Here is a 13,635-nt window from a genome sequence, read left to right as displayed (position 1 = left end):
ACGAAGCAAATCCAGACTGTCGCCTCGGAAAGATGCTGGATTGCTGCGCTTCGCTCGCAATGACGATCAAGGCTAATCGTCAAATAATGGCGGCGGTTCGAACCCGCCAAATTCGCGCTCGATCAGCTCGGCGAGCTTAAGGGGCGTGCGGTCCTCGAGGAAGGGGCCGACGATCTGCACGCCGACCGGCAGGCCGTCTTTCGACAGGCCGAGCGGAACGGCGGTCGCAGGCAGGCCCGGAAGCGTCGCAGCGCCCGGCCAGGCAAGCTGGTCGGAATAAGGGTAGTCTTTGCCGTCGATGCTGATGCGTCGCAGGCGCTGTTCCGGCAAATGATCATGCGGAAAGGCCGGTGTCGGCATGATCGGGCAGATCACCGCGTCGAAGCTGCTGAACAGCGCGCGCCATTGCGCACGCAGGCCGGCGCGGCTACCTGCGTCGAGCACCCAGGCGCGGTGGCTCGCGGTGATGCCGCGCAGTCGTTCGGCGCCGAGGCTCCGGTCCTCCGGCGACAGCTGGCTCGCCCGTGCCTGCGCATCCGCCAGCTCGTCGGGAGGTAAGAACGCGCCGAGGAAGCTCAGCAGCATGCGCATGTAAAGCCGCGACGTCTCCGCGAAGTCCGGGAGCAGCGCGCTCTCGCGCGCGACGGTGACGCCGGCCTTCGCAAGATCGGTTGCGAGCCCGTCGATCGCGCTGCGGACATCCCGGTCAGTCGGTAGCAGCGGATGGCTGTCGATCACCACGACGCGAAAATCCCGCAGCGACTGATGCCGTGCGACAGGCAAGCCGAGCTTGTAGGCGATACCGGCGTCGAGCGGATCGGGTCCCGCCATGACGTCGAGCAGCAAGGAAAGATCCGCCGCCGTGCGCGCCATCGGCCCGATGACGGCGAGGTCGCCCTCGCGCGGAATGGCTGGAAACGGCGGCGGGGTCTCGCCGCGCGCGGCGCACAGATTGATGGTCGGCTTGTGAGCGAAGACGCCGCAATGAAATGCCGGCACACGCAGGGAGCCGCCGATGTCGGAGCCGGTGGCGAGCGCACAATAGCCCGCGGCAAGGGCAGCCGACGATCCCCCGGACGATCTACCCGGCGTGCGGCCGAGATCATGGGGGTTGTTCGTGGTGCCGTAGATGTCGTTGTAGCTCTGCCAGTCGGCGAGGCCGACTGGCACGTTGGTCTTGCCGAGGATCACGCCGCCGGCCTGCTTGATGCGGGCCACCGCCAGCGCGTCTTCCACGGGCTTGAAATCCTTCTGCGGCACGAACCCCCAGGTCGTCGGCAGGCCGGCGATGTTGAAGGATTCCTTGATCGCCAAGGGCAGGCCGAGCAGCGGCTTGCGCTCGCCGCGGGCCAATGCGGCGTCCGCCTCGCGCGCGGTGCCGAGCGCGCGATCGAAATCCCGCACGCAGACCGCGTTGATCTTGCCATCGTGACGCTCGATACGGGCGATCGCATCCTGCGTGAGCTCGACCGCCGAGACCTTCTTCGCGCTCAATGCGGCCGACTGCTCGACCGCACTCTTGAAACTCCATTCCGATTTGGCCACGGCGCGTTCTCCCGCTCTGGTTGTTGGATTATGCGCAGTTTGGCCGAACGCTGCAGCCGCTGCTTGATGGCGATTGATGTGTGGGAGAAACAGGCAGACGCGGCGCTACAACTTCCGCCGTCGTCCCGGCGAAGGTCTGGGCCTTCGCCGGAACGACAGAAGAGGCCTACGCCGCCCCGATCAATATCCCCATTGCCAGCACGATGGCGCCGCCGAGCACGATCTGGAATACGGCCTGGAGGAACGGCGTGTCCATGTAGCGCGAGCGGATGAAGGCGATCGCCCACAATTCGAAGAACACGACGACGCAGGCGATTCCGGTCGCGATCCAGAATGCGTTCGCCCAGCTGTCGGGCACGAGATAGGGCGCGGTGTGGCCGAGCCCGCCGAGCGTCGTCATTGCGCCGCAGGTGATGCCGCGCAGCCAGGGCGAGCCGCGCCCCGTGAGCGAGCCGTCGTCGGACAAGGCTTCCGCAAATCCCATGCTGATGCCGGCACCGATCGAGGCGGCGAGGCCGACGAGGAACGTCTGCCAGTTCTGGTGCGTGGCGAACGCGGCCGCGAACAACGGCGCCAGCGTGGAGACCGAGCCGTCCATCAGGCCGGCGAGGCCCGGCTGCACATATTGCAACACGAACATCCGCCGGCGCGTGCGGTCTTCCTCCGCGCGCACGTCGGGCTTGAGGATTTCGCCGGTCAGCCGGGCGGCGGTGTGCTCATGGCTCTTCTCGGCTTCGGCGAGATCGCCGAGCAGCCGGCGCACGTTGACGTCCTCGGCCTGCTCGGCGGCTTTCGCATAGAAGCGCTCGGCCTCGAGCTCCATGGTCTCGACTTCCCTGCGGATGGTGTCGAGCGGCAGGTTCTTGGTCAGCCAGATCGGGCGGCGGCGCAGAAAACCCTTGACGTCCTCGCGGCGGATCGGCGGCAGGTGCTGCCCGAAGCGCTGCTCATACATTTCCAGCAGCATGTGACGGTGGCCGCGCTCCTCCTCGGCCATCTGCTCGAACAGCTTTGCCGAGTCGGGATAGCGCTCCTTCAGATCCTCGGCAAAGGTCATGTAGATGCGGCTGTCCTCCTCCTCGGAGGAGATCGCGACCGCCAGCACCTCGCGCTCGGTCAGATCGGCAAAATTCTTCACGGCGGCCCTGTTTCAATTGTTTAGAATTATTCTAAACTATATAGGACGCCACCGTTTCCGGGTCAAATCAGGCCGTGCCGGCCTTTGCGAGAAAGTCGAGCAGCAACCGGCTCACCTCGGCCGGCTGTTCCTGCTGCACCCAATGGCCGGCGCCGTCGACGAGATGGCAGCCGAGCATCTTCGTGCACGCGCGCCTCTGCATCGTCTCGAACACGCCGGGACGCTGGTAAGTGCCCCAATCCTGCTTGCCCGAGATGAAGCAGGAGGGCACGTCGATGCTGCGGCCCGAGAACAGCTGCATCTCGTTGTTGAGCATGCCCGACGTGCCGTAGCGATACCATTGCAGCCCGCCCTGGAATCCGGTGCGGCTGTATTCGGCGCTGTAATAGGCGAGATCGCTGTCCGGCAGCCATTGGTTGGCGGCGACCGCGGCCGGCGACGGCATTTCCTTGGCGACGGTCTCGGCCATGGTCTCACCGAGGTCCATCACGTAATAGGTCGGCAGCTTTGCGAGCTCGTCCGCCGACCACGACTTCAGCGGATAAGGCTTGTTGTCGGCCCAGTCCGCGCTCTTGTGGTGATAATAGGCGCGCAGGAAATCATGCACGCCCTGCGGCGCCCGGTGCATGTCGGCGTTCGCCTCGCGCGTCGAGTAGTACCATTGATAGTGTTTTCGCGGCCGCGGCAGCGCGGCGAGCTCGCGATGCACGGGATCTTCGAGCGCAGGCTTGCGCGGGCCATCGACCGTGTCGAACGGCAATGGCGGCGCGCCGCCGAACGGCGCGCTCATCAGCGTCACCGAGCGAAACACATCCGGCCTTATCAGCGCACACCACGCCGCGACCGGGCTGCCGAAATCATGACCGGCCAGGTCGACCTGCCTGTAACCGAACGCTGACACCAGTGAAAGCGCGTCGCGCACGAGGTTCGGAAGCGAGAACGGCGTAAGATCACCGTCATAGTCCGCGGACCATCCGGTGGTGCGGCCATAGCCGCGCTGGTCGGGCGCGAGCACGTGGTAGCCGGCGGCGGCCAGCGCCGGCATCACCTTGCGCCAGGAGAAGGCGAGCTCGGGAAAGCCGTGCAGCAGCAGGACGCAGGGACGGTCCCTGGTTTCGAAGCCGGCCTCGAGCACATGCATGCGCAGGCCGTTGATGTCGTCGACATAACGCGAGCGGATGCCGGCGGGAAGGGGAATGTCGGGCAGATCGGCCATGATTGCTTCCTCGTCATGGCCGGGCTTGTTCCGGCCATCCACGTCCTTCGTCGCCATCGATTGTAAGAAGGTGGATGCCCGGGACAAGCCCGGGCATGACCGAAAAGAAAGGTCGCCTTAAACCGCCACGCAGACGAACCCGTTGCCCTTGCGCCTGATCTTGCCGACCGACGGCGAGGGGAAATGCGCGGTGCAGCACAGCGTGTCGCTGTCGCAATAGCGCTCCAGGAAGCTGCGGCGCGTTTTCGCCGCCGCGTCCGGATCGACGTCGAACTTGATCGAGAGCTCCGGATAGTGCGTCTGCAACGGCGAATGCATGAGATCGCCGGAGAATACCGCGTCGTCCTTGCCGCGGCCCATCGTGAAGGCGACGTGACCGGGCGTGTGGCCCGGCGTCGGCAGGATGCGGACGTGGTCGCCGATCGCATGGTCGTTGCCGACGAGCTCATGGCGGCCGGCCTCCACGACCGGCAGCACGCTATCGGCGAAAGGGGGGATCTCCGCCTTCGCATTCTGTGCGGACCAGTGATCGAACTCCTGCTTCGCGAAGATGTAGTGCGCCTTCGGGAAGGTCGGGACCCAGCGACCGTTCTCCAGCCGCGTGTTCCAGCCGACGTGATCGACATGCAGATGCGTGCACATCACGAAGTCGATGTCATCGACCGAGAACCCCGCGGCGTTGAGAGCACGCAAATACGTGTCGTCGGTCTTCATGTTCCATTTCGGCCGCTGCGGCCGCGGCTTGTCGTTGCCGATGCAGCTGTCGATCAAAATGGTGTGGTGCGGCGTCTTCACCACATAGGACTGGAAGCACAGCAGCAGCACATCCTGCTGGTCCAGCGCCTTCGCTTCGCGCATCCATGCCCGGTTCTCGGCCAGCACTTCGCCAGTCAGCCCCGGCAGCATCTCAAGCGCCGGGACGAACGAGGTTTCCTGCTCGATGACACGATGGATGGTGAGATCGCCGAGCGAGTATGTGAGGCTCATGAGAACTCCTGCGACTACGCCGGAGGCGGCACCGAAATCTTCACGGAGGGCCGCTCCAGCATCTTCTGGTGGAAGGCGTCGAGCTTGGGATAGGCCTTGCGCCAGCCGCAATCGGCGAAGCGGAAGTCGGCATAGCCGAGCACGCAAACGAGGCCGATCTGCGAGATGTCGAACGGGCCGTTCAGCACCTCCGGCATGTTCTCGAAGCGCGCCATGCCGGTCCAGGCCCTGTTCCAATGATCGTCCGACCAGGCCTGCCATTGCAGGCCCTGCGGCCGCACCATCTTCTCGTAGCGGCACAGCAGCATGGAATCGAGCATGCCGTTGATCAGCGAGTGGTTGGTCTTGGCCTTCCAGCGCCGCGGGCCGTAGTCCGGGACCAGGCTGCCGCCGGCCAGCTCGTTGAGATATTCGACGATGACATAGGAGTCCAAGATCACGTCGCCGTCGTTGGTGATCAACACCGGCAGCTTCTTCAGCGGCGTGATGCGCGAATAGTCCTCGTTGGCGGTGCCCGGCGCGACGGTCGCCGGCACGAGCTCGATCTTGTCGATCAGCCCGAGCTCGATCGCGGCGATCCGCACCTTGCGCGCAAAGGGCGAGGCGGGGGAGAAGGTGAGTTTCATGAGGACTATTCCCTGCAATCGATCTTTTGCGAACGGTGTCTCCTCCGTCATGGCCGGGCTTGACCCGGCCATCCACGCGTCGCGGTGTGGTCAGACTGCGAGACGTGGATGCCCGGGTCAAGCCCGGGCATGACGACGGAGTGTGATGCGCGTGCGGCCTACGCCGCCACGATCTCCTGGCGCTGCTCGCCGAGGCCCTCGATGCCGAGCGTGACGACATCGCCGACATTGAGGAAGGTCGGCGGCTTCATGCCGAGGCCGACGCCGGGCGGGGTGCCCGTCGTGATGATATCGCCGGGCAGCAGCGTCATGAACTGCGACACATAGGAGATGCACTTGGCCATGGAGAAGATCATGGTCTTGGTCGAGCCGGTCTGGCGGCGCTGGCCATTGACGTCGAGCCACATCGACAGGTTCTGCACGTCCTTGATCTCGTCCTTGGTGGCGAGCCACGGCCCGAGTGGCCCGAACGTGTCGTGCGACTTGCCCTTGGTCCACTGGCCCAGGCGCTCGATCTGGAATGCGCGCTCGGAGACGTCGTTGCAGACGCAATAGCCGGCGACATGGTTGAGCGCATCGGCTTCCGAGACGTACTTCGCACGGGTGCCGATGATGGCGGCGATCTCGACCTCCCAGTCGAGCTTGGTCGAGCCACGCGGCTTCTCGACCGGATCGTTCGGGCCGGACAGCGAGGTGTTGGCTTTCATGAAGATGATCGGCTCGCTCGGGATCTCTGCGCCCGTCTCCTTGGCATGGTCGCTGTAATTGAGGCCGATCGCCACGAATTTGGAGATGCCGGTGACGGGCGCACCGAGCCGCGGCTTGCCGGAGACGGAGGGCAGCGAGGCGGGATCGAGTGCCGCCAGCTTCTTCAGGGACTCAGGCGAATAGGCCTCGCCGGTGAGGTCCTTCACATGCGCCGACAGGTCGCGCAACTGGCCGGATCTGTCGATCAGGCCGGGTTTTTCCGCACCCTTCTCGCCATAACGAACAAGCTTCATTCTCGTTTCTCCCTGGAGATTGGACCGATCGGTTAATAGCTTCATGGAACAGGGCGGCAGGAAATTCAACCGCTCATAACGGGCCGCATTGCAGGCTTCTGGATTCGATGGGTGCGATCGTGTCCCGGACGCGGTGCAGCGTGCAACGCTGCTCCGCAGAGCCGGGATCCAGATCACTTGTGCCCGATTTGGCGCGGTATGGACCCCGGCTCAGCAGCGCATTACTTCGTGCTGCGCAGCGTCCAGGGCATGAGACCTACGCCAGCGCCACAAACCTGAACGCGTCCCCGTCGCGCCGGATGTGCCCGGCCGCGAAATGCCCGCCGATCACCAGCGTCGGCGTGTCGGCGAAGCGGCCGAACAGCGCTGCCCGCGTCTTGGCAGACTGCGCCTGGTCGGAATCGGCGGTCGAGGACCAGTCGAGATGCGCCATCTGGCAGGGATGATGGGCGACATCGCCGGTGAGCAGGCCCTGTTCGCCCTCAGACTGGATCAGGACGCTCATGTGGCCGGGGCTGTGGCCCGGGGTCGGGACAACGCTGATCTCCTCACAGAGCCGGTGGTCGCTCGGAATCAAATCGGCCCTGTCAGCATCGACGATCGGCTGCACGGAATCGCCGAACACGGCCTGCTTGTCCGGCTCCGTCGAATGGTCGCGCCAGTATTCGTATTCGGTCTTGCCGAAAACGTAGCGCGCCGTCGGGAAAGTCGGCACCCATTTGCCGCCGGACCATCTCGTGTTCCAGCCGACGTGATCGACGTGAAGATGCGTGCACAGCACGGTATCGATGCTGTCGGGCGGAAAGCCGGCCGCCGTCATCGTCTCCAGAAATGGCGTGCTGCGGTTGTTCCAGGTCGGGACGTTGCGCCCCTGCTTGTCGTTGCCGAGGCCGGTATCGACCACGATACGCCTGCCGGGCGTCTCCACCACCAGCGAATGGATCGACATTTTCAGCCGGCCTTCTTCAGTTGCGAAATGCGGGATCAGCCAGGGCAGCTTGCGGATTTCCTCGTTGCTCGCGAGCGGCAGAATGAAGCGGGTCGAGCCGACCGTCTCCAATTCCACAACTTTGGTGATTTTGACCCTGCCAACCTTCCACCGCATCCGGCACCTTCCCGTGTTCTTGTTTTGGCGCCGAAAGATGCGGCTTTCCGCCATCAAGCGCAATGGATCATCTGGCGCAATGCGGCGTTATCGCGGGAACCGGAGGAGGAGCCATGCCAGAGCTTGCAATATCCGCCGACAAGGTCGCCTTCATCATCGAGAAGGCACGCGAATTCGACGTCAAGGAGGCGGGCTCCGATCCGGATTCCGGCTCCAACCCGAGCGATGACGATGCGGTCGATGTCCTCGATGACGATGGCTCCGACCCCGTCATCCAAGAACTCGGAAGCTTCATGATCGCTTTGAATGAGGACGAGCAGCTCGATCTCGTCGCGCTGACCTGGCTCGGTCGCGGCGACGGCACGATCGAGGATTGGGACGATCTGCGGGCCCGCGCCGTCGAGGCGCGGGGGGAGTATCGCAGCCCGCGTCGCGAAACGGTGCACTATCTGCTTGGCGAGCCGATGCTGGGCGACCTGCTCGCCAATGGGCTCGACGAATTCGGCATCGACTGGACCGGCGAGCGCCTCACCGCCGATTCCTCCGATCCCAGCGCGCGGGACGAGGACGAATCGACGAAGCGGCGGTGACCAATATCATGTCGTGTCGCTTGCGAGCCCATCGCCGCGCCCCTTAAGAATGCGGCGAGGGAGCACACCTGCGGTGCCGACTACAGCGTGCCCGGGAACGCACCACCATCCAGCAGAATGTTCTGCCCGGTGATGAAGCCGGCCTTGGCGCCGCACAGGAAGGCGCAGGCGTAGCCGAACTCGTCGGGCTGGCCGAAGCGGCCGGCGGGGTTGAGCTTGGCGCGCTCGGCCAGGATCTGCTCAGGGCTGACGCCGCGCTTGTCAGCTTCGGCCTTCGCGGTGCCGGTGAGCCGATCGGTCTCGAACGGGCCCGGCAACAGGCCGTTGATGGTGACGTTGTTGATCACCGTCTTGCGCGAGAGGCCGGCGATGAAACCGGTGAGGCCGGCGCGCGCGCCGTTGGAGAGGCCCAGGATGTCGATCGGCGCCTTCACCGCGGCCGATGTGATGTTGACGATGCGGCCGAACTTGCGCGCCATCATGCCGTCGACAGTCGCCTTGATCAGCTCGATCGGCGTCAGCATGTTGGCGTCGATCGCCTTGATCCAGTCGTCGCGGGTCCAGTTGCGGAAATCGCCGGGCGGCGGGCCGCCGGCATTGTTGATCAGGATGTCGGGCTCGGGGCAGGCCTTCAGCACCGCCTCGCGGCCGGCCGGCGTCGTGATGTCGCCGACGATCTCGGTGACCGTCACATCGGGATAGGCCTTGCGGATCTCGTCAGCCGTCCTCTTCAGGGCCTCGGCGCCGCGCGCGGTCAGTGTGACATGAACGCCGGCCTCCGCCAGCGAGATGGCGCAGGCGCGCCCGAGGCCTTTGCTGGATGCGCAGACGATGGCGCGGCGACCTTTGATCCCAAGATCCACTGTTTCACTCCCGTAAATGTCAGGCAGGTTTTGGACGGGCCGCACTCTAGCCAACTGTGACGCCTCTGATAAGAGAGACGCTCGCACAAAATGCATGCGCCTCCGTGCGGCGATGCATATGCGCCTGATCAGATGCGCCGCTCCTGCTTGAGACGGTCGATCGCGGCCGCGGCCTCCGGCGGCAGCGACTTGAATCCCATCTGGCCGGCAGCCGAGAACAGCGGCCGCAGATGCGAGCCGGCGAGGAACTGCGGCTGCCGGTTGGCCGGCACGATCTGGTCGAACACCAGCACCAGGGTTGTGGCCACGAGGCCGACCCTGACGGCGCCGAGCGCGGCGCCGCCGAGCCGGTCGCCGATGCCGGCCTCGCCGATGGTGTCGTTCAGCGCGATGCGGCCCATATGGCCGAACAGCATGCCGACCACCACGAAGATGGCGAAGAACCACATCCAGTTCTGCAGCAGCGGCGAGTTTGGATTGGCGGCGATTTGCGGTGCGATCATCGGCATCAGCGCCACCGCGACCGGCGCGGCGAGGAGATAGGCGAGAATGGTCATGCCGCTGCGCAGCAGGCCGGTCCTGAAGCCGAAGCCGACAGCGACGGCGAGCACGGCATAGACCGCGAGATCGAAACTGTTCATGAGCGAAAGCCCTGCCTGACGAATGAACGCCGAACCGATCATTCCGGTTTCAGATCGTTAAAATCGTCTGTATTGATGGCTCCAAAAGCGAAGGGTTATCGCCAATGTCAGACCTATTCGACGTCAGTCAAGAAACCATCCTCGTCACGGGCGCGAGCCAGGGGCTGGGCCGGCAGTTTGCCCGGGTGTTGGCGGCGCATGGCGCGGCCGTCGCGCTTGCCGCGCGGCAGACTGACAAGCTGAATAGCTTGGAGGAGGAGATCCGCGGCAAGGGCGGCCGCGCGGCTGCGGTCGCGCTCGATGTCACCGACACGGCCTCGATCGCGAAGGCCGTCGATGCGGCGGAAGCGGCGCTCGGTCCCGTCACGGTGCTGATCAACAATGCCGGCATCGCCATCGAGAAGCTCGCGACCGAGCAGACCGAGGCCGATTGGGATGCCGTGATCGGCGCCAATCTCAAGGGCGCCTATTTCCTCGCGACCGAGATCGCCCGCCGCATGATCGCGCGCAAGCAGTCGGGCAACATCGTCAACATCGCCTCCGTGCTCGGCACCGGCGTCTTGAAGGCTGTCTCGCCTTACGCGATCTCCAAGGCCGGCATCATTCAGGCGACCAAGGCGATGGCGCTGGAGCTCGCCGGGCAGAACATCCGCATCAACGCGCTCGCGCCGGGCTATATCGACACGGAGATGAACCACGCGTTCTGGTCGACGCCGGCGGGCGAGCGCCTCGCCAAACGCATCCCGCAGCGCCGCGTCGGCGCCGAGTCCGATCTCGACGGCGCGATCCTGCTGCTGGCATCGAACGCGTCGCGCTACATGACGGGGAGCGTGGTGACGGTGGACGGCGGGTTCCTGCTGAATTGATTTTCTCCGTCGTCCCGGACAAGCGCGATTCACTCAGGTGTCGTCCCGGCGGAGGCCGGGACCCATAACCACAGGATCAAGTTGGCAGCGCGCGCAGCGCCGGCGTCTCCATCGCAGACCCGTTGGCTCGCAACGACGGTGTTTGACGATCTACGACATGAGCCGCATCAACTTCTCCAGTCGCGCGATCTTGCCGCCGTAGGGCGGATAGAGATCGGCGAGGCGGTTGAACTTGGAGCGATAGAACACCGGCTTCAGCTTGCTGAACGTTCTAAAGCCCCATTCGCCGTGATAGACGCCGGTGCCGGAGGCGCCGACGCCGCCCATCGGCTGGTTGATTTGCGTGAAGTGAAACAGGCAGTCGTTGATCGTGACGCCGCCCGAGACGGTGCGCGCCAGCACCTCGTCGCGCGCGCTGCGTTCCTTGCCGAACCAGTACAGCGCCAGCGGCCGGTCGCGGGCGTTGACGAAGGCGATCGCCTCCGCAGCATCGCGAGTGCCGAGCACCGGCAGCACGGGCCCAAAGATCTCCTCCTGCATCACCGCCATCGTCTCGGTCGCACCAAGGATCAGCGTCGGCGGGAATTTGCGATGCGCCTTCCAGTTGGGCTCATCGGGCTTTGCCGGTTGCAGGATTTTCGCGCCACGCTGCGCCGCATCCGCGACCAGGCCTTCGAGCCGGGCATAATGCCGGTCGGAAACGATGGAGGTGTAGTCCTCATTTGAGGGATCGGTGCCGAACATGCGCCGCATCTGCGCGCGCACTTTCTCGGCGAAGGCCTGCAACGAGCGCTCCGGCACCAGCACATAATCCGGCGCGATGCAGGTCTGTCCGGCATTGAGCAGCTTGCCGTAGGCGATGCGCTCGGCTGCCTCGTCGAGATCGGCCGAGGCGTCGATGATCGCAGGCGACTTGCCGCCGAGCTCGAGCGTAACGGGCGTCAGGTTGCGCCCCGCGGCCTCCGCGACCAGCCGACCGACCCGCGTCGAGCCGGTAAACATGAGATGGTCGAATGGCAGGCCCGCAAAGCCCGTGGCGATCTCGTCCTCGACGCCGGTGACAAGCACCTCCGCGGCATCGAACTTCTCCCCGACCGCCTCTTTCAGCAGCGCCGCGAAGTGCGGGACCAGCTCGCTCGGCTTGATGATGACCCGGTTGCCGGCGGCAATGGCGCCGATCGCGGGCGCGAGCGTGAGCTGGAGCGCGTAATTCCAGGGCGCGATGATGCCGACGACGCCGAGCGGCTGTGGCATCAGCCGGTTGCGTGCGGGCAGGAACTGCAGCGCGGTGGCGACGCGCTGCGGCGTCATCCAGGTCTTGAGGTGCTTTGTCGCATGCCGGATCTCGGAGAACACCAGCATGATCTCGGCGATGGTGGTCTCGACCGCCGAGCGGTGGCCGAAATCGGCCGTGATCGCCTGCCGGAAGCGCTCTTCATTGTCGGCGACGACGCTGCGCAGCCGCGCCAGCCGGTCGAGCCGCTCGGCAAGGTCCGGCGCCGGCTCGCTCCGCGACCGCACGATCATGGCGTGCAAGGCCTCCTCCAGCGTCCGCAGCGGGGCGGTCGTCAGGGATTTGTCCACGGCTTTCCTCCCTCGACCGGCGTTCCAGCCTTAATCTTGTTGCCGCAAGCTGGCCCTTTGTGGAACTTCTGGCAAGAGCGCGCGGAACGGAGCCGAAATCCGTCCATCTCCCTGTCATAAAGTCGAAAAAAACGTTCCCGCAGCCCTTTCCAAAGGCACCTCGCCTTGATACATACGCCCCGCACCCGACGGGCACCGCCCCCGGGTTGCCTTCCAAGGAAGCCTTTGGGACGGAAGAAGCAAGCTGCGCGAACAGCGCCGGCCTCAACCGACCGTCCCGGCATTTTGGCGAAGGCGCGCAAGTGTTTAACGCGGGGTGGAGCAGCCCGGTAGCTCGTCAGGCTCATAACCTGAAGGTCATAGGTTCAAATCCTATCCCCGCAACCAAATTCGGATTTCACCGGATCCGATGCGAAAATGGCCCGCTTGATGCGGGCCATTTTTTGTTTGGGCGGAGATTATTGCAGGGCCGTTTGGCCTCGTCGGCAGGCTCGGCTCGGCGAGACGTTGCAGCGGTGCGGACTTCTGGTCGCTCAATCGAATGTGCAGCTCCCGCAATTCCCGAAGGCGGTTACATCCACCACATTCATCTATCGGCCGATGAATAGAATCATTCCGGCCTCGTTCGGATTGAACCCGCGGGGAAAGACAGTGCGATCATCGTATGTCGCGCCGCTCAGCCTTGCCCCGGCAAGACGTGCACCCGTCAAATCGGCGCCCCTGAACCATGTGAGACGCCAGTTAGGCAACTCGCTGACGGCATTGGCACCGGAAAGATCGGCGCCGACCAACTTCGCGTTGGTGAAATCCGCACCGCCGATATTGGCCTGACGCAAGTCGGCACCTGACAGATCAGCTCCAATGAAATCGGTCGAACCGCCTAGATTGTCGAGCCCACAGTTGGCACCGCGAAGGTCGGCTCGGCGCAGATTGGCGTCATTGAAGGTCGCGCCGCGCAGATCGCAACGCGCCAAAATGGCGCCTTCGAGCACCGCATCGTGAAACATCGCGCAGTAAAAGTTCGCTTCGGTCATGTCGACGCCAGCGAGCTGCGCGAACATCATGTCGCGGCCCTGCTGCACCGTCCTGGCCAGCGAGCAGTCGTTGGGCGGCAGGCGCACCGTGCGGTCCAGAGGATCATCCTCTTCAGGCAAATCATTGGGATCATCAGATCTAACCATGCACCTCTGTCGCGCGATCTGACGTTTTCGTTCGATCCGGGAGCGATTGCGAAAGATCAATGGCTTGAAGGAGGTTCACTGCGTTCGTGACGCGGGAGGTGCCTCGATCTGATCGCAACTTGAAGCGAATGCCGGTATTGGTATTTGCGCCGCCCCGATACGGAAATGGCCCGCGCGAAGCGGGCCATTTCCATCTTCAGATTCGGCCGCTCTCAAAAGTCCCTGAGGTAGTGTGCGGGAGGTTCTGCAAAAGCTGAGAGGCTGAAGCGGTCATGGTAAGTCCGGTGATTGC

At 64.5% G+C, this 13,635-nt stretch carries 13 protein-coding genes and 1 tRNA gene; 3 read left to right on the top strand and 11 right to left on the bottom strand.

Annotated features, from left to right (window positions below; all coding sequences use genetic code 11):
• Positions 1–72 precede the first annotated feature (72 nt).
• The 7 genes from P6U27_RS34420 to P6U27_RS34390 all read right to left on the bottom strand — a co-directional run bounded on the left by P6U27_RS34420 (position 73) and on the right by P6U27_RS34390 (position 7,618).
• The gene (locus P6U27_RS34420) at positions 73–1,545 is read right to left on the bottom strand and encodes an amidase (protein ID WP_407193420.1); all 1,473 of its coding nucleotides are present in this window, start codon (positions 1,543–1,545) and stop codon (positions 73–75) included.
• A 166-nt stretch (positions 1,546–1,711) separates the two neighbouring features.
• The gene (mbfA, locus tag P6U27_RS34415) at positions 1,712–2,683 is read right to left on the bottom strand and encodes an iron exporter MbfA (RefSeq protein WP_407193419.1); all 972 of its coding nucleotides are present in this window, start codon (positions 2,681–2,683) and stop codon (positions 1,712–1,714) included.
• Positions 2,684–2,750: 67 nt separating this feature from the next.
• Positions 2,751–3,899: an alpha/beta fold hydrolase gene (locus tag P6U27_RS34410; RefSeq protein ID WP_209295073.1), complete on the bottom strand. Its 1,149-nt coding sequence runs from the start codon at positions 3,897–3,899 to the stop codon at positions 2,751–2,753.
• Positions 3,900–4,016: 117 nt separating this feature from the next.
• The gene (locus tag P6U27_RS34405) at positions 4,017–4,886 is read right to left on the bottom strand and encodes an MBL fold metallo-hydrolase (protein WP_209295072.1); all 870 of its coding nucleotides are present in this window, start codon (positions 4,884–4,886) and stop codon (positions 4,017–4,019) included.
• Between the two features lie 14 nt (positions 4,887–4,900).
• A complete protein-coding gene (locus P6U27_RS34400) occupies positions 4,901–5,512 on the bottom strand; it encodes a glutathione S-transferase family protein (RefSeq protein ID WP_407193418.1) in 612 nt (203 codons plus the stop codon).
• A 158-nt stretch (positions 5,513–5,670) separates the two neighbouring features.
• The gene (locus tag P6U27_RS34395) at positions 5,671–6,513 is read right to left on the bottom strand and encodes a fumarylacetoacetate hydrolase family protein (protein WP_122405836.1); all 843 of its coding nucleotides are present in this window, start codon (positions 6,511–6,513) and stop codon (positions 5,671–5,673) included.
• A 256-nt stretch (positions 6,514–6,769) separates the two neighbouring features.
• On the bottom strand, positions 6,770–7,618 hold the full coding sequence (locus P6U27_RS34390) for an MBL fold metallo-hydrolase (protein WP_164936779.1): 849 nt from the start codon (positions 7,616–7,618) through the stop codon (positions 6,770–6,772).
• Between the two features lie 113 nt (positions 7,619–7,731).
• On the opposite strand from P6U27_RS34390, the gene P6U27_RS34385 reads away from it, so the two are divergent.
• On the top strand, positions 7,732–8,208 hold the full coding sequence (locus P6U27_RS34385) for a DUF3775 domain-containing protein (RefSeq protein ID WP_122405834.1): 477 nt from the start codon (positions 7,732–7,734) through the stop codon (positions 8,206–8,208).
• 80 nt (positions 8,209–8,288) lie between these two features.
• On the opposite strand, the gene P6U27_RS34380 is transcribed toward P6U27_RS34385, so the two are convergent.
• Both P6U27_RS34380 and P6U27_RS34375 read right to left on the bottom strand, forming a co-directional pair.
• A complete protein-coding gene (locus P6U27_RS34380; protein ID WP_209295069.1) occupies positions 8,289–9,071 on the bottom strand; it encodes an SDR family oxidoreductase in 783 nt (260 codons plus the stop codon).
• A gap of 128 nt (positions 9,072–9,199) precedes the next feature.
• Positions 9,200–9,712, bottom strand: a complete 513-nt coding sequence (locus P6U27_RS34375) for a CvpA family protein (RefSeq protein WP_209295068.1) — start codon at positions 9,710–9,712, stop codon at positions 9,200–9,202.
• A 104-nt stretch (positions 9,713–9,816) separates the two neighbouring features.
• Here P6U27_RS34375 and P6U27_RS34370 point away from each other — a divergent pair, with 104 nt between their 5' ends.
• Positions 9,817–10,578, top strand: coding sequence for an SDR family oxidoreductase (locus tag P6U27_RS34370; protein ID WP_209295067.1), 762 nt, complete (start codon positions 9,817–9,819; stop codon positions 10,576–10,578).
• A gap of 150 nt (positions 10,579–10,728) precedes the next feature.
• On the opposite strand, the gene P6U27_RS34365 is transcribed toward P6U27_RS34370, so the two are convergent.
• Positions 10,729–12,105: a coniferyl aldehyde dehydrogenase gene (locus P6U27_RS34365; RefSeq protein WP_209295078.1), complete on the bottom strand. Its 1,377-nt coding sequence runs from the start codon at positions 12,103–12,105 to the stop codon at positions 10,729–10,731.
• Positions 12,106–12,472: 367 nt separating this feature from the next.
• On the opposite strand from P6U27_RS34365, the gene P6U27_RS34360 reads away from it, so the two are divergent.
• A tRNA-Met gene (locus P6U27_RS34360) sits at positions 12,473–12,549 on the top strand.
• Between the two features lie 203 nt (positions 12,550–12,752).
• On the opposite strand, the gene P6U27_RS34355 is transcribed toward P6U27_RS34360, so the two are convergent.
• Positions 12,753–13,316 carry a pentapeptide repeat-containing protein gene (locus P6U27_RS34355; protein WP_209295066.1) on the bottom strand — a complete coding sequence of 188 codons (564 nt, stop codon included), beginning with the start codon at positions 13,314–13,316 and terminating at the stop codon, positions 12,753–12,755.
• Positions 13,317–13,635: the final 319 nt, after the last annotated feature.

The sequence above is a fragment of the Bradyrhizobium sp. STM 3566 genome (genome assembly GCF_045571445.1).
Classification (GTDB): Bacteria; Pseudomonadota; Alphaproteobacteria; order Rhizobiales; family Xanthobacteraceae; genus Bradyrhizobium; species Bradyrhizobium vignae.
Note: the sequence above shows the minus strand (reverse complement) of the source record. Positions and strands in the feature narration are given on the sequence as shown.

Excerpts from the sequence above, each read along its gene's own strand:
- P6U27_RS34410 (WP_209295073.1), bottom strand. The coding sequence starts at position 3,899 with ATGGCCGATCTGCCCGACATTCCCCTTCCCGCCGGCATCCGCTCGCGT.
- P6U27_RS34400 (WP_407193418.1), bottom strand. The coding sequence starts at position 5,512 with ATGAAACTCACCTTCTCCCCCGCCTCGCCCTTTGCGCGCAAGGTGCGG.
- P6U27_RS34370 (WP_209295067.1), top strand. The coding sequence starts at position 9,817 with ATGTCAGACCTATTCGACGTCAGTCAAGAAACCATCCTCGTCACGGGC.
- P6U27_RS34365 (WP_209295078.1), bottom strand. The coding sequence starts at position 12,105 with ATGATCGTGCGGTCGCGGAGCGAGCCGGCGCCGGACCTTGCCGAGCGG.
- P6U27_RS34390 (WP_164936779.1), bottom strand. The coding sequence starts at position 7,618 with ATGCGGTGGAAGGTTGGCAGGGTCAAAATCACCAAAGTTGTGGAATTG.
- P6U27_RS34405 (WP_209295072.1), bottom strand. The coding sequence starts at position 4,886 with ATGAGCCTCACATACTCGCTCGGCGATCTCACCATCCATCGTGTCATC.
- P6U27_RS34375 (WP_209295068.1), bottom strand. The coding sequence starts at position 9,712 with ATGAACAGTTTCGATCTCGCGGTCTATGCCGTGCTCGCCGTCGCTGTC.
- P6U27_RS34385 (WP_122405834.1), top strand. The coding sequence starts at position 7,732 with ATGCCAGAGCTTGCAATATCCGCCGACAAGGTCGCCTTCATCATCGAG.
- P6U27_RS34395 (WP_122405836.1), bottom strand. The coding sequence starts at position 6,513 with ATGAAGCTTGTTCGTTATGGCGAGAAGGGTGCGGAAAAACCCGGCCTG.